Source organism: Fictibacillus sp. WQ 8-8 (genome assembly GCF_024494405.1).
Lineage (GTDB): Bacteria > Bacillota > Bacilli > Bacillales > Fictibacillaceae > Fictibacillus_C > Fictibacillus_C marinisediminis.
The window spans coordinates 734,799-753,041 of sequence record NZ_JAMXKG010000003.1; the positions used below are offsets into that span (position 1 = coordinate 734,799).

17 protein-coding genes are annotated in these 18,243 nt (G+C 43.8%); all 17 read left to right on the forward strand.

The genetic code is table 11. The features are described from left to right. Positions 1–13: 13 nt before the first annotated feature. The 17 genes from infB to M1K46_RS09260 all read left to right on the forward strand — a co-directional run bounded on the left by infB (position 14) and on the right by M1K46_RS09260 (position 18,201). On the forward strand, positions 14–2,302 hold the full coding sequence (infB, locus tag M1K46_RS09180) for a translation initiation factor IF-2 (protein ID WP_256225793.1): 2,289 nt from the start codon (positions 14–16) through the stop codon (positions 2,300–2,302). After that, entirely contained in the window at positions 2,299–2,577 is a 279-nt protein-coding gene (locus tag M1K46_RS09185; RefSeq protein ID WP_053354456.1) for a DUF503 domain-containing protein, read from the forward strand. Before infB ends, M1K46_RS09185 begins: the two co-directional genes overlap by 4 nt. Positions 2,578–2,603: 26 nt before the next feature. Then, positions 2,604–2,957, forward strand: a complete 354-nt coding sequence (rbfA, locus tag M1K46_RS09190; protein WP_053354455.1) for a 30S ribosome-binding factor RbfA — start codon at positions 2,604–2,606, stop codon at positions 2,955–2,957. Positions 2,958–3,030: 73 nt separating this feature from the next. Next, positions 3,031–3,954, forward strand: coding sequence for a tRNA pseudouridine(55) synthase TruB (truB, locus tag M1K46_RS09195; protein WP_256225794.1), 924 nt, complete (start codon positions 3,031–3,033; stop codon positions 3,952–3,954). 24 nt (positions 3,955–3,978) lie between these two features. Beyond that, entirely contained in the window at positions 3,979–4,917 is a 939-nt protein-coding gene (ribF, locus tag M1K46_RS09200) for a bifunctional riboflavin kinase/FAD synthetase (RefSeq protein ID WP_062231806.1), read from the forward strand. Positions 4,918–5,059: 142 nt separating this feature from the next. Continuing rightward, positions 5,060–5,329 (forward strand): 30S ribosomal protein S15, encoded by a 270-nt coding sequence (rpsO, locus tag M1K46_RS09205; protein ID WP_053354452.1) that lies wholly within the window; start codon positions 5,060–5,062, stop codon positions 5,327–5,329. Between the two features lie 172 nt (positions 5,330–5,501). Then, entirely contained in the window at positions 5,502–7,622 is a 2,121-nt protein-coding gene (pnp, locus tag M1K46_RS09210; RefSeq protein WP_256225795.1) for a polyribonucleotide nucleotidyltransferase, read from the forward strand. Between the two features lie 99 nt (positions 7,623–7,721). Then, the gene (locus tag M1K46_RS09215; protein ID WP_256225796.1) at positions 7,722–8,705 is read left to right on the forward strand and encodes a polysaccharide deacetylase family protein; all 984 of its coding nucleotides are present in this window, start codon (positions 7,722–7,724) and stop codon (positions 8,703–8,705) included. Between the two features lie 86 nt (positions 8,706–8,791). After that, complete coding sequence (locus tag M1K46_RS09220; RefSeq protein ID WP_091005482.1) at positions 8,792–10,030, forward strand: M16 family metallopeptidase; 1,239 nt, start codon at positions 8,792–8,794, stop codon at positions 10,028–10,030. Between the two features lie 288 nt (positions 10,031–10,318). After that, positions 10,319–11,218 (forward strand): dipicolinic acid synthetase subunit A, encoded by a 900-nt coding sequence (dpaA, locus tag M1K46_RS09225; RefSeq protein ID WP_256225797.1) that lies wholly within the window; start codon positions 10,319–10,321, stop codon positions 11,216–11,218. After that, the gene (dpaB, locus tag M1K46_RS09230; RefSeq protein ID WP_256225798.1) at positions 11,218–11,805 is read left to right on the forward strand and encodes a dipicolinate synthase subunit B; all 588 of its coding nucleotides are present in this window, start codon (positions 11,218–11,220) and stop codon (positions 11,803–11,805) included. The genes dpaA and dpaB overlap by 1 nt, the downstream gene beginning before the upstream one ends. A 195-nt stretch (positions 11,806–12,000) precedes the next feature. Beyond that, entirely contained in the window at positions 12,001–13,047 is a 1,047-nt protein-coding gene (asd, locus tag M1K46_RS09235) for an aspartate-semialdehyde dehydrogenase (protein WP_091005485.1), read from the forward strand. A 20-nt stretch (positions 13,048–13,067) separates the two neighbouring features. Beyond that, a complete protein-coding gene (dapG, locus tag M1K46_RS09240; RefSeq protein ID WP_062231818.1) occupies positions 13,068–14,318 on the forward strand; it encodes an aspartate kinase in 1,251 nt (416 codons plus the stop codon). A 47-nt stretch (positions 14,319–14,365) separates the two neighbouring features. Continuing rightward, entirely contained in the window at positions 14,366–15,238 is an 873-nt protein-coding gene (gene dapA, locus M1K46_RS09245; RefSeq protein WP_256225800.1) for a 4-hydroxy-tetrahydrodipicolinate synthase, read from the forward strand. Positions 15,239–15,459: 221 nt separating this feature from the next. After that, on the forward strand, positions 15,460–17,133 hold the full coding sequence (locus tag M1K46_RS09250; protein WP_256225801.1) for a ribonuclease J: 1,674 nt from the start codon (positions 15,460–15,462) through the stop codon (positions 17,131–17,133). Between the two features lie 97 nt (positions 17,134–17,230). Further along, positions 17,231–17,974, forward strand: a complete 744-nt coding sequence (locus M1K46_RS09255; protein WP_256225802.1) for a ClpP family protease — start codon at positions 17,231–17,233, stop codon at positions 17,972–17,974. Beyond that, positions 17,971–18,201, forward strand: coding sequence for a YlzJ-like family protein (locus M1K46_RS09260; RefSeq protein ID WP_053354441.1), 231 nt, complete (start codon positions 17,971–17,973; stop codon positions 18,199–18,201). The genes M1K46_RS09255 and M1K46_RS09260 overlap by 4 nt, the downstream gene beginning before the upstream one ends. Positions 18,202–18,243: the final 42 nt, after the last annotated feature.

Consider the following 18,243-nt stretch of genomic DNA (forward strand, 5'->3'; position numbering starts at 1 on the left):
CGGGGGTGAACATATGAGTAAGATGCGTGTGTATGAATATGCAAAAAAACAAAATGTTCAAAGCAAGGATATCATTGATAAATTAAAAACGATGAACGTCGATGTATCCAATCATATGTCAATGATTGATGAAGACGCGATCCGTAAATTAAACGATGCATATCAGCCCAAAAATAAGATGACAGAGGAGAAACATAAAATAGAACAGAAAAAGAATACATCCAATGTGAACAAGGTAGAAAATAAAAATGAAAGTAAAAAAGAGAATACTATGAAAATAAAAAAAGACGAAACACCTAAAAAGCCAAACAGCAGCCAAAACAACAAACCGGCTCCAAAGAGCGGAAACAATAGCCAGAACAGCAAGCCAGCCCCGAAAAGCGGGAACAACAGCCAGAATGCCAAGCCGGGACAAAAAGGCGGCAGCAACTTCAAGCCTGGAAACAAAAATAATAACAGCAATCATAATAATAAGAACAGAAACAACAAGAATAACAACAACCGAGGCAAATCTGCACCTGCACCACAACCAAAACCATTACCCGTCACTCCAGAGAAGATTACCTTCTCAGGTTCTCTGACCGTAAGTGAACTGGCTAAAAAACTGGCAAAAGAGCCATCTGAAATCATTAAAAAATTAATGTTCCTAGGTGTTATGGCAACAATTAACCAGGAACTTGACAAAGAAACTATCGAGCTGATTGCGAGCGACTACAACGTTGAAGTAGAAGAAGAGATCATCATCGACGAAACTGAATTCGAAAATTTTGACAACGCAGATAAAGAAGAAGATCTTCAAGTCCGTCCTCCAGTTGTAACGATCATGGGGCACGTTGACCATGGTAAAACAACGCTGTTAGACTCTATTCGTGATACGAAAGTAACTGCAAGTGAAGCTGGAGGCATCACGCAGCATATCGGCGCTTATCAAATCGAAGACAAAGGAAAGAAAATCACTTTCCTTGATACTCCTGGACATGCCGCGTTTACAACAATGCGTGCAAGGGGAGCACAGGTTACAGACATCACGATTCTTGTCGTTGCGGCTGATGATGGTGTTATGCCACAGACTGTGGAAGCGATCAATCATGCGAAGGCTGCCCAAGTTCCGATCATTGTTGCTGTTAACAAAATGGATAAAGAGGCGGCGAACCCTGACCGCGTCATGCAGGAATTAACCGAGCATGCACTTGTTCCAGAAGACTGGGGCGGCGATACCATTTTCGTCAATGTTTCCGCGCTAAAAGGTGAAGGAATTGATGACCTGATCGAAATGATCCAGCTTGTTGCTGAAGTAGAAGAGCTAAAAGCGAATCCGAAGCGTGCCGCACAAGGTACCGTTATCGAAGCACAGCTTGATAAAGGCCGCGGATCAGTGGCTACCCTTCTCGTTCAAAACGGAACATTGAATGTCGGTGACCCGATTGTTGTCGGAAACACATTCGGACGTGTAAGAGCGATGGTTAACGATATTGGGCGCCGTGTAAAAGTGGCAGGCCCTTCAACTCCTGTAGAAATCACGGGCCTAAACGAAGTTCCTCAAGCCGGGGACCAGTTTATGGTATTTGTTGATGAGAAAAAGGCTCGCCAGATTGGTGAAGCTCGCTCCAAGAAACAGGTTGAAGCACAGCGTAAAGAATCATCGAAGCTAAATCTTGAAGATCTGTTCAACCAGATCAAAGAAGGCGACATTAAAGAGATCAACGTGATCATTAAAGCTGACGTACAAGGATCTGCAGAAGCGCTTGCCGGCTCCCTTCAAAAGATCGATGTAGAAGGCGTAAAGGTTAAGATCCTTCATACCGGAGTGGGTGCAATTACTGAATCTGATATTATTTTAGCCTCTGCTTCTAACGCGATCATTATCGGTTTTAATGTTCGCCCTGATAATAATGCCAAACGTACAGCTGAAGCGGAGAAAGTCGATGTTCGTCTTCACCGTATCATTTACAACGTTATCGAAGAAATCGAATCTGCGATGAAAGGGATGCTTGATCCTGAGTTTGCAGAAAAAGTAATCGGCCAAGTTGAGATCCGAACAACCTTTAAAGTTTCAAAAGTAGGAACGATCGCAGGCTGTTACGTTACCGATGGAAAAATAACACGTGATTCAACTGTTAGGCTCATCCGTGACGGTGTCGTGATCTATGAAGGTAAAATCGATGCGTTAAAGCGTTTCAAAGATGATGCAAAAGAAGTTAGTGCAGGGTATGAATGTGGAATAACATTAGAAAAGTTCAATGACATCAAAGAGGGAGATGTCATCGAAGCGTACATCATGGAAGAAATTAAACGGGCATGATTGGTTTCCTGACGGTTGAATGTTTCATCTATGAATCGCATTCACTAAAGGATAAACGCTCGGTAGTTAAAAAGATCGTTACTCGGTTAAGGCAGCAATTTAATCTTGCTGTCTCCGAGACCGACTTTCATGATTTATGGCAGAGAGCTGAACTTGGAATTGTAACCATCTCTAAGGACAAACTAATTGTAGAACAGGAACTTCAGAAAGCGATCAAGCTGATCAGCAGCATTCCTGAGCTGGAAGTGACAACAACTGCAATAGAGTGGTTATAATGTACAGATAGAAACGGGGTGGAAGAATGAGCAAAATCCGATCCAATCGCATTGGAGAACAAATGAAGAAAGAACTTGGCGATATTATTGGCCGGAAGCTAAAAGATCCCCGCATTGGCTTTGTAACTGTAACAGGTGTTGAAGTAACGGGAGATTTACAGCAGGCAACTGTTTATATTTCCGTGTTTGGAGATGATGCACAAAAAGAACAGACACTTCGTGGTCTGGCAAAAGCATCAGGTTTTATCCGAACAGAGATCGGCAAACGAATCCGATTGCGCAAAACGCCGGAAATTTCTTTTAAATTCGATGAATCCATCGAATATGGAAGCCGAATTGAAACATTGCTGACTGATATAAAAGGTTCTGATGAGGAATAGTGATTACAAAAAGAGATAGACAGGCAGTGGTTTGTCTGTCTCTTCTTTTTTCATGCAGATAGGTGGTAAGGATATGCCGGCACACCAGCCAGAGGGCGTTTTGCCTTTATTAAAGCCTGCAGGAATGACATCTCATGACTGTGTGGCAAAGTTAAGAAAAATTTTAAAAACAAAAAAAGTAGGGCATACAGGAACCTTAGACCCTGAGGTGACTGGGGTTCTTCCGGTCTGTGTCGGAAGAGGCACAAAGATAGCCCAATATATGACCGATTATCCGAAAGCATACGAAGCGGAAGCTACGATAGGCAAAGCAACGGCTACTGAAGATGCTTATGGAGAAACCGTTGAAACAAAAGAAGTTCCCGGAGAGATCAGTGCTGAGCAGGTTGAAACAGTCTTACAGTCTTTTAAGGGGATTATCCAGCAGGTTCCTCCCATGTTTTCTGCTGTAAAAGTTAATGGTAAAAAGCTTTATCAATATGCCCGTGAAGGGATCGAAGTGGAGCGTCCTGTCCGTGAAGCAAACATTTACGAACTCAAGCTTCTCTCACATGATCGTCAATTTCCGGGACCTTACCCTGCCTTCTCGTTTTTTGTAAGATGCAGCAAAGGAACCTATATCAGAACCCTGGCGGTAGATATGGGCAGAAAATTGGGCTATCCTGCACATATGTCCAAATTGGTGCGAGTAGCTTCAGGTCCGTTTCAGCTAAAGGACTGCTATACCTTTGAGGAAATAGAGACAGCCGCAGAAAACGGGACGGTCGCCGAGCTGTTCCTGCCCATTGAAAAGGCGATAGGCCACTTTGAGTCCATCGTCGCTGATGAAGAGATGGAACGCAGGATCAAGCACGGATCCGTACTGCCTATGGCAAAAGATGTGCAAAATAACAGGTTTGCCGTTTATAATGAAAAAGGGCTGTGCCTTGCGATTTATAAACAGCATCCCGATAAACCTCATTTAATGAAACCAGAAAAAATTTTAGCCGTAGAGTAAGGCAAAGAGTTAGAAGGTGGATTTTTGAAAACAATTACACTGTCACATCCTCATCAGCTGAATAAGAACGAACTTCCCCCTACAGTCATGGCTTTAGGGTATTTCGACGGTATTCATAAAGGACATCAGAAAGTGATCGGAACTGCGGCTGAAATTGCCAAAGAGAAAAAGGCGGTATCATCAGTGATGTCGTTTCATCCGCACCCCTCTGTTGTTTTAGGGAAGAAAGAAGCACATGTATCCTATTTAACGCCTCTGGAGAAGAAAGAAGCCCTGCTTCGTAATATGGGCATTGACATCTTCTATCTGGTGGAGTTCAATGAAGAATTTGCTTCACTCGCACCGCTGACGTTCATACAGGAATACTTGATCGGCCTTAACGTCAGCCATGTAGTCGCAGGCTTCGATTATACGTACGGAAAGTTCGGAAAAGGAGATATGGCCAAGATGGCGGAGTATGCCAACGGCCAATTTTCACAGACAGTCATTGGAAAAATGCAGATCAATGGCCAGAAAATAAGTTCGACCTTGATTCGAAACCTTCTAAAGGAAGGTACGGTTGATCAGATCCCTGAATATCTTGGCAGGCCTTATTCCATCACAGGTATGGTAATCCACGGTGAGAGCAGGGGGACTTCCATCGGATTTCCCACTGCGAACATCAGCAGCAGCGCAGATTTCCTCATTCCTGCGAATGGAGTATATATTGTGCAGGTCAAGATCGGAGATACGGTTTATAACGGAGTGGCGAACATTGGCAAGAAGCCGACTTTCCATGAAGACCGTGAAGCGTCGATTGAAGTTCATCTGTTTGATTTCTCTTCTAACATTTATGGGAAAATGGTTGAAGTTTCATGGCTGTCACGGATCCGTGATGAAAGAAAGTTTGACTCAGTTGACAGTCTTGTAAAGCAAATAGCTGCTGACAAACAGGCTGCCTTGGATTTTTTTTATGAAAAATAGGGTTACTCTTGCAATATCCTTAAAAAAGAGGTAATCTAATATTTGTACTTCATTGTACACTAAAAAAACCGCTGCTTGGCATCGCGATTTCACCGACGCATGCTCGGTTGCCGGGGTTTATATTTCAAAGGAGGTGAACAGGATGGCAATTTCTCAAGAACGTAAAAATGAACTTATTGGCGAGTACAAAACTCATGATCTTGATACAGGATCTCCGGAAGTTCAGATCGCTATCCTTACAGAGCAGATTAACACTCTTAATGACCATTTACGTACCCATAAAAAAGATCACCACTCACGCCGTGGTCTTTTGAAAATGGTAGGTAAGCGCCGTAACTTGCTAACATATCTTCGTAACAAAGATATTACGCGTTATCGTGAGCTTATCAATAAGCTTGGATTACGTCGTTAATCGGAAAAAGCGGGAAAATTTTCCCGCTTTTTTTCTGTAAAAAAACCCATACATAATAGATTGGCTGTATACTGAAAGAAGAAGCCTAGTTTTCCTTTTTAGGAAAGATGTGTTTAGGATATAATATAGACATAAATTATTTGTTTTATTGTCGAGAGGAGTACCAAAAGAAATGGAACAAGAGAAACGTATTTTTTCTATGGACTGGGCAGGCAGAGAACTGTCATTCGAAATTGGAAACCTTGCAAAGCAAGCTAACGGAGCGGTATTCGTACGTTACGGAGATACAGCTGTGCTTTCTACAGCAGTAGCTTCTAAAGAGCCTAAAAATTTAAGCTTTTTCCCGCTGACTGTCAACTACGAAGAACGCCTTTATGCAGTTGGTAAGATTCCTGGAGGGTTTATTAAACGTGAAGGAAGGCCTAGTGAGAAAGCGATTCTAGCCAGCCGCCTCATTGACCGTCCAATCCGTCCGCTGTTTGCCGACGGCTTCAGAAATGAAGTTCAAGTAGTGAGCACGGTAATGAGCGTGGATCAGAATTGTTCTTCTGAAATGGCAGCGATGATCGGATCATCTCTCGCGTTATCTATATCTAACATTCCTTTTGAAGGACCGATTGCAGGTGTGACCATCGGACGCATTAACGGCCAATTTGTTGTGAACCCAACAATCGAAGAAAATGAAAAAAGTGATATCAACTTAATCGTGGCAGGTACGAAAGAAGCCATCAACATGGTTGAAGCAGGAGCGAAAGAAGTTCCTGAGGAAGTGATGCTCGAAGCAATCATGTTCGCACATGAAGAAATTAAAAAGCTGATTGCTTTCCAAGAAAAGATTGTAGAGGAACTTGGGAAAGAAAAGATGGAAATACAGCTTCACCAGGTCGATCAGGAATTGGTTGATGAAGTCCGCAGCTTTATTGCTGCAGATTTAACAGCGGCTGTCAGTGTTTTTGATAAACAGGAAAGACAGACTGCTCTTGATGAATTGAAAAATAGAGTTGTCGCTCATTACGAAGAAACTGACGAGGAAAAAGTAGATGAAGCGAAAGAAGTTCTTCAGCTTCTCATTAAAGGAGAAGTCCGCCGCTTAATTCTCAAGGAAAAAATTCGTCCGGACGGCAGAAAGAGCAACGAGATCCGCCCATTGTCTTCAGATGTCAGCCTTCTGGCACGCACGCACGGATCCGGTTTGTTCACCCGCGGACAAACTCAAGCATTAAGTGTATGTACACTTGGAGCGCTTGGTGATGTTCAGGTGCTTGACGGATTGGGAGTTGAAGAATCAAAACGCTTCATGCACCAATATAACTTCCCTCCATTCAGTGTCGGCGAGACAGGCTTTATGAGGGGCCCAGGTCGAAGAGAAATCGGACATGGAGCACTTGGGGAACGTGCACTTGAGGCTGTCATTCCTTCTGAAGAATCCTTTCCATATACAATTCGTCTTGTGTCTGAAGTCCTTGAATCCAATGGATCAACTTCACAAGCGAGCATCTGTGCCAGCACCCTGGCGATGATGGATGCAGGTGTTCCGATTAAAGCACCGGTTGCTGGAATCGCTATGGGATTGGTCAGCGACGGAGAAGATGTGACCGTTCTTACTGATATTCAGGGAATGGAAGACCATCTGGGAGATATGGACTTTAAAGTTGCCGGTACGTCAAAAGGTGTAACGGCACTGCAAATGGATATTAAGATCTCTGGTATCAACCGTGAAATTTTGGAACAGGCGTTAACGCAAGCAAAAGATGGCCGTCTGCATATTCTTTCTTCCATGATGGAAACACTGAATCAGCCTAGAAATGAGCTATCTGCTTACGCACCTAAGATTATTACAATGAAAATCAATCCTGATAAGATCAGAGATGTTATCGGGCCGAGCGGAAAAGTCATTAATAAGATTATTGAAGAAACCGGCGTAAAAATAGATATCGAACAAGATGGTACGGTATTCATTGCTTCTGCTGATCAGACCATGAACGAGAAAGCACAAAAAATTATTGCTGATCTGGTCCGTGAAGTTCAAGTCGGCGAGTACTATGACGGTAAAGTAAAACGAATTGAAAAGTTCGGTGCTTTCGTTGAATTGTTCGCTGGCAAAGATGGACTGGTTCATATTTCAGAACTTGCAGAAGAAAGAATCGGAAAAGTGGAAGACGTTGTGAAATTAGGCGATGTGATCCGCGTCAAGGTTACAGAGATTGATAACCAGGGACGTGTCAACATTTCCCGAAAAGTCGTTTTAAAAGAACAGAAAAAAGAACAAGAACAAAAGAACAGCGAGCAATAAAAAACCGGTTTAACCGGTTTTTTTTTATGGCTTTCACCGATTTGGCGATGTTCTAACAAGCCATTGCTGGACATACCCTTTTTACAGGAGGGGAGTTCAATGAAAAGAAATCTGCTGCATGTGAGTATGTTCATTCTAATAATTGGAGTAACTGTCGGGACGGTGCAAAACCCGTTTACCTCCACCTATTTAGATAGTATGAAAGCACAGACAACAATGGTGTCTAAAATGCAGGACAACAGTTTATTTGAGCAGCTGCAAAAAAAAGCCGGTGAAGTAAACAAACCGCCGATCAATGCAGCCGTGGACAGAGTGTGGAAGGCTGTACCGGGATACAACGGAGTTGAACTGGATGTCGATGCTTCTTATAAAAAGATGAGAGGTTTAAAAACAATTGATGATAAGAAACTCGTTTTTAAGCAGATTCCTCCAAAAGTAAAACTGAACGATCTGCCGCCATCCCCTATATACAAGGGAAATCCTGAAAAGCCCATGGTGAGCCTGCTGGTCAATGTGGCTTGGGGTAACGAATATTTGCCGAAACTGCTGAAGACGATGAAGGAAGCTCATGTCCATTCTACGTTCTTTCTTGATGGATCCTGGGTGAAGAAAAACCCTAGTCTAGCAAAAATGATCCTGGATGAAGGCCATGAGATCGGAAATCATGCGTATACCCACCCGGATTTGAAGAAAATGACCAATGAACGAATCAGGGAAGAGCTCTCGAGCACAAACCGTGTGATAGAGGCAACGCTTGGAAAAAAAAGAATACCGAAGTGGTTTGCTCCGCCTAGCGGAAGCTACAGAGATGATGTCGTGAAGATCGCTGCAGAGCAGAAGATGAAAACCATTCTTTGGACCGTAGACACTGTTGATTGGAGGAACCCGGATCCTGGCAGGATGGCGGAATCTGTAGTCAAAAAAGTGCACCCTGGTGCAATGGTGCTCATGCATCCGACGTCTTCCACGGCAGATGGCCTGAAACGGATAATAGGAGGCATTAAAGCCAAAGGTTATTCGATCGGAACCGTATCAGAACTGATGAATGAACAGCGGATGATAGCCAAACCTCCAGTAAAATAACATTGTTGTATGATGGTTATGTTAATGGTATATTGTTCCTATGAGAACGGTTGATCGAGATGGAATACAGCTAGGAGGAAATAAGTTTGATTATTAGACATTCGTGTCCAAACGGTGTGAGAGTCGTCTTGGAAAAGATTCCAACCGTACGTTCCGTTGCCATCGGTGTTTGGATCGGTACCGGATCACGGTTTGAAGTTCCCGAAAACAATGGGGTTTCCCACTTTTTGGAGCATATGTTCTTCAAGGGGACAACAACCCGCAGTGCGAGGGAGATCGCAGAAGCATTTGACAGCATCGGCGGCCAAGTCAATGCGTTTACATCAAAAGAATATACATGTTACTATGCCAAAGTTCTCGATACCCATGCACCCAGGGCTCTTAATGTCCTGTCTGACATGTTCTTCAACTCTACATTCGACGAACAGGAACTTTTAAAAGAGAAAAACGTCGTTCTTGAAGAGATAAAAATGTATGAAGATACTCCGGATGATATCGTGCATGACCTATTAAGCAGAGCGAGCTTTCACCAGCATTCACTAGGGTATCCGATCCTCGGGACAGAGAATACCTTGAATACATTTAATGGTAAAACGCTCCGCGATTATATGGCTGATTACTATACACCGGAAAACGTTGTGGTCTCTGTAGCAGGCAACGTTGACGAAAGTTTTATTAAAGAGGTCGAAAACTTGTTCGGCGGTTATTCCGGCACTCCAGCCGATTCGAACATACAGGCACCGTTTTTCCATAGTGAAAAGCTGGCAAGAAAAAAAGAAACAGAACAAGCACATCTGTGCCTGGGCTTTCCGGGTCTGTCTTTGAAAGATCCGAATACGTTCTCGCTGATCGTTTTGAACAATATTTTCGGTTCCAGCATGAGCAGCAGGCTATTCCAGGAAGTCCGTGAGCAGCGAGGCCTCGCTTATTCTGTCTTTTCATACCACTCCGCATACAGGGACAATGGACTGTTTACCATTTATGGAGGAACCGCTCCGGCACAGCTTGATGAGCTGTACAATACAGTCCTGATGATCGTTGATGATCTTAAAGATAAAGGTATAACAGATAAAGAGCTATTGAACTCGAAGGAACAGATCAAAGGAAGCCTCATGCTCAGCCTCGAAAGTACGAACAGCAGAATGAGCAGGAACGGCAAGAATGAACTGATCTTAAACTATCACCGTTCTCTTGATGAAATGGTGCAGCTGATCGATGCTGTTTCAAAAGAAAGCGTGGACACATTGATTCATCGGATCTTCAGCAATGAATGTTCCGCATCGTTAGTCAGCCCGACAGGTGAACTCCCAAAAGGATTGCAATAATAGGCCTGCAGCATATGCTGCAGGTTTTTTTACGTCGTTTTCCAAAGGAATCTCTTAAATTCGGGCTTGTCATTAGGTTGTCTAATCAATCCCAATTTTTATTTCTGAATATACTGTTGAGGTAAATGAGAAGCATGGCGAATGAAGGCTGAATAATAAATGGTTTGAATACTGTTGCATCCGAGTGAGTAGAGTCACCATCTGGGCAATGCGTTCATATGATGGTGTTGCGAACATGAACAAGGATTTCCCCTGTTTTTGCGGAGCAACAGAGAAAGGGGAGGAAGCATGTTAACTGACTTGCAAATTGCCATATTTGGCGGTGATGCCAGACAGCTGGAGGTGATCCGCAAACTGACTGAACAAGGCGCCAACCTTGTACTGGTTGGGTTTGATCAGCTGGATCACGGGTTTACCGGAGCCTCGAAAATGGATATTGGAGAAGTTGATTTTTCCAGACTGGATTGTATCGTACTGCCGGTCAATGGCACAGGTCCAAATGGTGAAATTGATACCATTTTCTCAAATAAAAGTATTGTACTTACTTCCGCACATTTAAAGAAGACCCCGAAGCATTGCCATGTGTATTCAGGTATAACGAATGCTTATCTGAATGGCATTATTGCAGAAAGCGGACGGGGGCATACTCAGCTCTTCGAAAGAGATGATGTAGCCATCTACAACAGTATTCCGACAGTGGAAGGCACGCTTATGATGGTGATTCAGAACACCGACACGACCATTCATAAATCAAATACGGTTGTCTTAGGTTTCGGCAGAGTCGGAATGAGTGTCGCAAGAGTGTTTGCGGCTCTTGGAGCAAAAGTAAAAGTGGGGGCTAGAAAACCGGAACATATAGCAAGGATCAGTGAAATGGGTTTTATACCTTTTCATCTCGATCATTTAAAAAAAGAAGTAATCGACACGGATGTTTGCATTAATACGATACCTTTTCAGATTGTGACGTCAGATATTATCTCAAAAATGCCAACCCATACGCTGATTATAGATCTGGCTTCCAAGCCCGGCGGAACAGATTTTAAATATGCCGAAAAAAGGGGCATAAAAGCCCTCCTTGCTCCTGGATTGCCGGGTATTGTTGCACCTAAGACGGCAGGACAGATTCTTGGAAATGTCCTTTCCCAATTAATGCAGGTAGAAATGGTTAATCGAAAGGGGAAAGCTTGATGAAAGTCAATGGAAAACATATCGGTTTTGGCTTAACTGGTTCTCATTGTACGTATGAGGTGGTTTTTCCTCAGATCAAGAGGCTGATTGACGAAGGGGCGAAGGTAACTCCTTTTGTTACTTATACGGTTCATAGTACAGACACCCGGTTTGGTGAGGGTGAAGAATGGCTGCAAAAAATAACAGAGCTTACCGGAATCGAACCCGTGAATTCTATTGTTAAAGCAGAGCCCTTCGGTCCGAACACGCCGCTGGATTGTATGATTATCGCTCCCTTGACCGGCAATTCCATCAGCAAGTTTGCCAATGCGATGACCGATTCTCCGGTCCTGATGGCAGCGAAAGCCACGATGCGCAATCAATCTCCTGTCGTCCTCGGCATTTCTACAAATGATGGTCTCGGTTTAAATGGTGTTAATATTATGAAGCTGATGGCGGCTAAGAACATCTATTTTGTACCGTTCGGCCAGGATGACCCTGTGCACAAGCAAAATTCGCTCGTCGCGCATATGGATTACCTCCTAGAAACGGTTGAAGCAGCACTAGAGGGAAAACAGCTGCAGCCTGTCCTGCGGACGAATAGCTGAGCAAATCGTTAAAAATAGCTTTCTAATAGCAGGAAGTATGTTAAAATGTGAAATAAAATGTGTATTGTTAAAATGATTCTCTCTTAAAATCAGAATGAGGGAAACCAAGATGTTTCACTTAAAGGAGAAACATTCGTGTTTCTCCTTCTGTCATGACAATGATTATGGATTAAACAAAAAAGGAGATACAGTCAAATGACTCAGAATGGATTTAATGTAGCGGTAGTCGGTGCCACGGGTGCCGTTGGGCAACAAATGCTTAAAACGCTTGAAGAAAGAAACTTTCCGATTGCAAAACTATCACTTCTTGCAAGCAGCAGGTCTGCCGGCAAAACAGCAGTGTATAAAGGTGAAGAAGTCATCATTCAAGAAGCGCTCCCGGAAGCCTTTGAAGGAGTTGACATCGCTTTGTTTTCAGCAGGCGGCTCTATATCTAAAGCATTGGCTCCTGAAGCAGTGAAACGCGGAGCCGTTGTCATCGACAATACCAGTGCATACCGGATGGATGAGAATGTTCCATTGGTCGTACCGGAAGTCAATGAAGAAGATATTCGCAACCATAATGGTATCATTGCCAATCCAAACTGCTCGACCATCCAGATGGTTGTTGCTTTAAAGCCGCTTCATGAGAAGTATGGCTTGAACAAAGTCATCGTATCTACTTATCAGGCAGTTTCTGGAGCAGGTGCAAAAGCGATTGAAGAATTAAAGTCGCAATCACAGGATATCCTGGACGGTAAAGAGTTCACTCCAGAAATTCTGCCGTGTGCCAGTGATGAAAAGCACTATCAGATCGCGTTTAATGCTGTGCCGCAGATTGATAAGTTTCAGGAAAATGGCTATACCTTTGAAGAAATGAAAATGATCAATGAAACGAAAAAAATTATGCATATGCCTCAACTAGAAGTGGCTGCCACTTGTGTCAGGCTCCCGGTTGAGACGGGCCACTCTGAATCGGTTTATGTTGAATTAGGGGAAAACGTATCATCACTCGAAGAGATCAAGGATCTGATGGCTTCCTCAGAAGGCATAACGCTGCAAGACGATCCTCAAAATCAAATCTATCCTATGCCTGCTCATTGTGTAGGCAAAAATGACGTTTTTGTCGGAAGAATCAGAAGAGACTTAGACCGCAATAACGCATTCCATCTGTGGATTGTTTCTGACAACCTCTTAAAAGGAGCAGCCTGGAACTCAGTGCAGATTGCAGAAAGCCTTATTAAGCTTGAATTGCTGAACTAATCAAAGAAGGTGCTAACTTCATGAAGATAATCATACAAAAATTTGGCGGCACATCCTTAAAAGACAATACCGGCAGGGAACTTGCGGCCGAACATGTCAAAAGGGCAGTTGCTGACGGATATAAGGTCGTCTGTGTCGTATCGGCGATGGGGCGTTCAGGTGATCCGTATGCAACGGATACACTTCTAAGCCTGATAGGGGCTACTGGTCACCAAGTGGAAAGCAGAGAGTATGATCTGCTTCTTTCTTGTGGAGAAATCATCTCTTCTGTTGTATTTTCCAACCTTTTAAAAACAAAAGAAATCTCCTCTGCTGCCTTGACAGGATCACAGGCGGGCTTCAGGACAAATGATGAACATAAGAATGCAAGGATTACAGATATGCAATGTGACAGGCTGCGGTCCATGCTTGATTCACATGATGCTGTCGTTGTGGCTGGATTTCAAGGAGAATCTGCCTCAGGTGATGTAACAACGCTCGGACGAGGAGGCAGTGATACATCCGCATCCGCGCTTGGTGCTGCACTCGGAGCTGAATATATTGATATTTTTACTGATGTTGAAGGAGTAATGACAGCTGATCCTCGGATTGTAAAAGAAGCTGTGCCTCTTTCTGTTGTCACGTACAATGAAATTTGCAACATGGCCTATCAGGGAGCAAAAGTCATCCATCCTCGTGCGGTGGAGATCGCTATGCAGGCAAAGGTTCCATTACGGATCCGCTCGACGTATTCGGATCTTCCGGGTACCCTGGTCACCTCAGCTACATCAAAAGGAGCAGAAGGACGGGATGTTCAGGATCATGTGATCACCGGGATCGCGCATGTTCCCGGTGTTACGCAAATCAAAGTATTAGCTAAAGACTCACAATATGACCACCATACAAAGGTCTTTAAAGCGATGGCCAAAGAACAAATTTCAGTAGACTTTTTCAATATCAGCCCTAAAGGTGTAGTGTATACTGTAATGGAAAATATGGCTGAACATGCGGAGAAAGTCCTGAACGATCTCGGTTATTCTCCGGAGATCACAAGGAGCTGCGCTAAAGTTTCTGCAGTAGGGGCGGGGATGTCAGGGGTTCCCGGCGTCACGGCTAAGATCGTAGAAGCGCTGGTAGATGAAAACATTCAGATTCTGCAGTCAGCCGACTCGCATACAACCATTTGGGTGCTCGTCAGACAGGATGACATGGTTAAGGCGGTAAATGCTTTGCATAGAGCATTTGAATTAGATAAAATCCATTCCAAGGGATTAAACTCGCCAAATCATTAAAAAAAAGATACTTAGTGGACATTGCAAGATTTAAGGAGCTGATCGAGATGCATTTTGGAAATATTAGTACAGCCATGGTTACCCCGTTCGACAGTAAAGGAAATATTGATTTCAGCAAAACGACAAAGCTGGTCAATTATTTAATTCAGAACGGAACAGAAAGCCTCGTTGTGGCAGGTACAACAGGGGAGTCACCGACATTATCAACTGAAGAAAAGATCGCCCTGTTCAGGCACGTCGTAAAAGTTGTTGATAAAAGGGTACCTGTCATTGCAGGTACAGGAAGCAATAATACAAAAGCGTCCATCGATCTGACAAAAAAGGCAGAACAAGCCGGAGTCGATGCCATTATGATCGTGGCACCTTATTATAATAAACCGAGCCAGGATGGCATCATCGCCCATTTTAAAGCCATTGCAGCAGAAACCAGCCTCCCGATTTTGGTTTATAATGTTCCAGGCCGTACGGTCGTTAGTATTGCAGCTGATACTGTTATTGAGCTTTCAAAGATTCCAAACGTTGTTGCTATAAAAGATGCTGGCGGCGACTTGGGTGAGATGAGCCGGATCATTGAAGAAACATCTGAAGAATTCCTGCTTTTCAGCGGCGATGACGGAATCACACTACCTGTGCTTTCCATTGGAGGGGCAGGAATCATTTCTGTCGCTTCCCATGTGATCGGAAACGAAATGCAGGAAATGATTTCGGCTTTTAAAGAAGGCAATGTGCAGGAAGCGGCAAAGCTTCATAGAAAGCTTCTCCCGATAATGGATGAGATGTTCAAAGCGCCAAGCCCTGCTCCTGTTAAAACAGCTCTTCAGCTAAAGGGCCTCGATGTCGGAAGCGTTCGTCTTCCTTTATTGCCATTGAACCAGGAGCAGCGGGAATCGTTATCCCGTATCATGCATTCCTCATTGTAAGCAAGCGGCCAGAGTGCCGCTTGTTTTTTTGTCTTTTTGTTGATTTTCAATCACATAGGGAGTTCCAGCACATTTCACGCCGTACATAAGTGAAACATCGACTGATAAAAACATAAGCCTTGCCTTCTTTATCTTGTATTCGCTTTCGAACATAAGCTATAATGAATTCAAGTGACGTGAACGGAGAATACATAAACACATCAACTAGGAGGATTATTACATTGACAACGAAACAACAAAATAGCGAAAAGATTAAAGTTTTTGCCCTGGGCGGTATTGGCGAAATAGGCAAAAACATGTATGTGGTCGAAGCGGGTGAAGATATCTTTGTCCTGGATGCAGGATTAATGTTTCCTCAGGAGGAGATGCTTGGCATCGATATCGTGATCCCTGATATTACCTATCTTGTCCAGAATAAGGACAGGGTGAAGGGGATTTTTCTGACCCATGCACACGAAGACCACATCGGCGGCCTTCCTTTTATTTTAAAGCAGCTTCCTGTTCCTGTTTACGGAACGAAGCTTACCCTTGGGCTTGTAGAAGCAAAGCTGAAAGAAGCTGGACTTCATAAGAGCACTCAAACCCACTTAGTAAGTTCAGAATCCGTCCTTGACTTTGGAGAGTATAAAGTTACTTTCTTTGGCACGAACCACAGTATTCCTGATTCCGTCGGCATTGCCGTTCACACGCCGCAGGGAGTCATCGTGAATACAGGAGACTTTAAAATTGACCAGTCTCCGATTGATGGAAAGCATACGGATTTTGGCAAAATCGCTGAGCTGAGCAGCAAAGGTGTATTATGTATGCTTTCAGACAGCACAAATGCGGAAAGGCCTGGAATGACCGGCTCTGAAAAATCGGTCGGTTATGAGATCGATAATGTGTTTGCCGAAGCAAAAGGCCGAATCATCATTGCTTCCTTTGCATCCAATGTCCACCGGATCCAGCAGATCTTTACTGCAGCTGCCAAAACCAACAAGAAAATTGTGATTACCGGCAGAAGCATGGTAAAGGTTGTTGATATCGCTTCTGATCTAGGGTATCTGAAAATCGAGAAAGACAGTGTCATTTCTATTGATCAGATGAATAACTATGCGGAAGACCGTATTGTTATTTTAACAACGGGCAGTCAAGGAGAACAGATGGCAGCTTTGTCGCGCATGGCGCATAAAGCCCATAAACAGATTGCGATCCGCCATACAGATACTGTGGTGATTGCAGCCACTCCGATTCCGGGCAACGAGCGCTCTGTAGCGCGAATTGTAGACTTATTGATGCGTACGGGCGCCGATGTAATTTTCGGGCAGCGCAAAGTTCACGTTTCCGGACATGGCAGTCAGGAAGAATTAAAATTGATGCTTAGCTTGATGAAGCCGAAATATTTTATCCCTGTACATGGTGAATATAAAATGCAAAAAGCGCATCAAAATCTTGCCCTTCAAGTTGGCGTTGAAGCTGAAAATATTTTTATCCTTGAAAAAGGGGAAGTAGTTGAATTTGCGGATGGTCTTGCTAAACGCACAGGAAAAGTTCCTGCTGGGAATGTTCTTGTAGATGGTCTTGGTGTAGGAGATATCGGAAACATTGTGCTCCGTGACCGAAAGCTTTTGTCTCAGGACGGAATATTGGTTGTTGTCGTTACGATCAGCAGGGCATCCAATCAGATCATCTCAGGTCCTGAAATCATTTCCCGCGGATTCGTATACGTTCGTGAGAGTGAGGAACTGCTTAAGGAAGCCAATAAACTCGTTACAGAAGTGCTCGATAAATGCATGCAGGAGAAAGTGAAGGACTGGTCCTCATTAAAATCAAACATGCGCGACTCACTGAGTCATTATTTATTTGATAAAACACGCCGTCGGCCGATGATTATGCCGATTATTATGGAAATCTGATGCCTGCAGTCTGCAGGCATTTTTTTATGCAGAATGAAAATAACCCCAGCGTTCATACTAAAAGAAAATGCTGAACAAGCATAAGGGGGTTATTCGTATGAATCAGGAACAAGAACCAAAACAGCCGTCATTGCCTGACAACAATCCGGATCAGAACAGTCTCGTAAATAAACTGCAGTCACTCGGACAAACAAACGTTCCGCAGATGGAAGGCTCAAGTATCCACTGCCTTACGATTGTAGGCCAGATAGAAGGACATGTTCAGCTTCCGCCGAACAACAAAACAACGAAGTATGAGCATCTGATCCCTCAATTGGTTGCAATCGAGCAAAACCCGAAGATTGAAGGGCTGCTGATTATCTTAAATACGGTGGGAGGGGACGTTGAAGCAGGTCTTGCCATCTCTGAAATGATCGCCTCGCTTTCCAAGCCTTCCGTTTCACTCGTTCTTGGAGGTGGGCATTCGATTGGAGTGCCGATAGCTGTTTCAGCAAATTATTCCTTCATTGCAAAAACCGCAACGATGACAATTCATCCTGTCAGGCTAACCGGGCTGGTTATCGGGGTGCCTCAAACGTTTGAATATCTCGATAAGATGCAGGAAAGGGTCATCAATTTCGTTACCTCACATTCAGAAATAACCGAAGAAAAATTTAAAGAACTCATGTTTTCTAAAGGAAACTTAACCAGGGATATCGGAACGAATGTGATTGGAAAAGATGCTGTCAATGATGGACTAATCAATGAAGTCGGCGGTGTCGGCCAGGCGATCGCGAAGCTGAACGAACTGATGGAGCAGCACCGAGAAAAACCGGATGAAGGACTTGAGGTGATCCAATGACCTGGTATACACTCATGCCCCATGAACTTATGTTTCCTGAAGGACAGGAAGGGCAATCAGCGGAAAACAGCGTTCAATCCACCATGCTTTATAACGATATTCCGGTACTTGTGGAGCAGATCTCCCCAATGGAATATAAAGTGGTACGGGTGATCAGCACTGATCCTGCCCATTTTATGAATGCCGACTGCTGCCCGGGCCAAATTCTAAGAGCAGGCCATTTCTAAAGCGATAGTAAACAGGCTAGGTCCTGTGATATAATAAAGAAC

What these genes read in the sequence shown, in the direction of transcription:
- infB (WP_256225793.1), top strand. Translation starts at nt 14, where the DNA reads ATGAGTAAGATGCGTGTGTATGAATATGCAAAAAAACAAAATGTTCAA.
- dapG (WP_062231818.1), top strand. Translation starts at nt 13,068, where the DNA reads ATGAAGATAATCATACAAAAATTTGGCGGCACATCCTTAAAAGACAAT.
- M1K46_RS09260 (WP_053354441.1), top strand. Translation starts at nt 17,971, where the DNA reads ATGACCTGGTATACACTCATGCCCCATGAACTTATGTTTCCTGAAGGA.
- asd (WP_091005485.1), top strand. Translation starts at nt 12,001, where the DNA reads ATGACTCAGAATGGATTTAATGTAGCGGTAGTCGGTGCCACGGGTGCC.
- rbfA (WP_053354455.1), top strand. Translation starts at nt 2,604, where the DNA reads ATGAGCAAAATCCGATCCAATCGCATTGGAGAACAAATGAAGAAAGAA.
- rpsO (WP_053354452.1), top strand. Translation starts at nt 5,060, where the DNA reads ATGGCAATTTCTCAAGAACGTAAAAATGAACTTATTGGCGAGTACAAA.
- dpaB (WP_256225798.1), top strand. Translation starts at nt 11,218, where the DNA reads ATGAAAGTCAATGGAAAACATATCGGTTTTGGCTTAACTGGTTCTCAT.
- M1K46_RS09255 (WP_256225802.1), top strand. Translation starts at nt 17,231, where the DNA reads ATGAATCAGGAACAAGAACCAAAACAGCCGTCATTGCCTGACAACAAT.
- M1K46_RS09185 (WP_053354456.1), top strand. Translation starts at nt 2,299, where the DNA reads ATGATTGGTTTCCTGACGGTTGAATGTTTCATCTATGAATCGCATTCA.
- M1K46_RS09215 (WP_256225796.1), top strand. Translation starts at nt 7,722, where the DNA reads ATGAAAAGAAATCTGCTGCATGTGAGTATGTTCATTCTAATAATTGGA.
- pnp (WP_256225795.1), top strand. Translation starts at nt 5,502, where the DNA reads ATGGAACAAGAGAAACGTATTTTTTCTATGGACTGGGCAGGCAGAGAA.
- truB (WP_256225794.1), top strand. Translation starts at nt 3,031, where the DNA reads ATGCCGGCACACCAGCCAGAGGGCGTTTTGCCTTTATTAAAGCCTGCA.
- dapA (WP_256225800.1), top strand. Translation starts at nt 14,366, where the DNA reads ATGCATTTTGGAAATATTAGTACAGCCATGGTTACCCCGTTCGACAGT.
- dpaA (WP_256225797.1), top strand. Translation starts at nt 10,319, where the DNA reads ATGTTAACTGACTTGCAAATTGCCATATTTGGCGGTGATGCCAGACAG.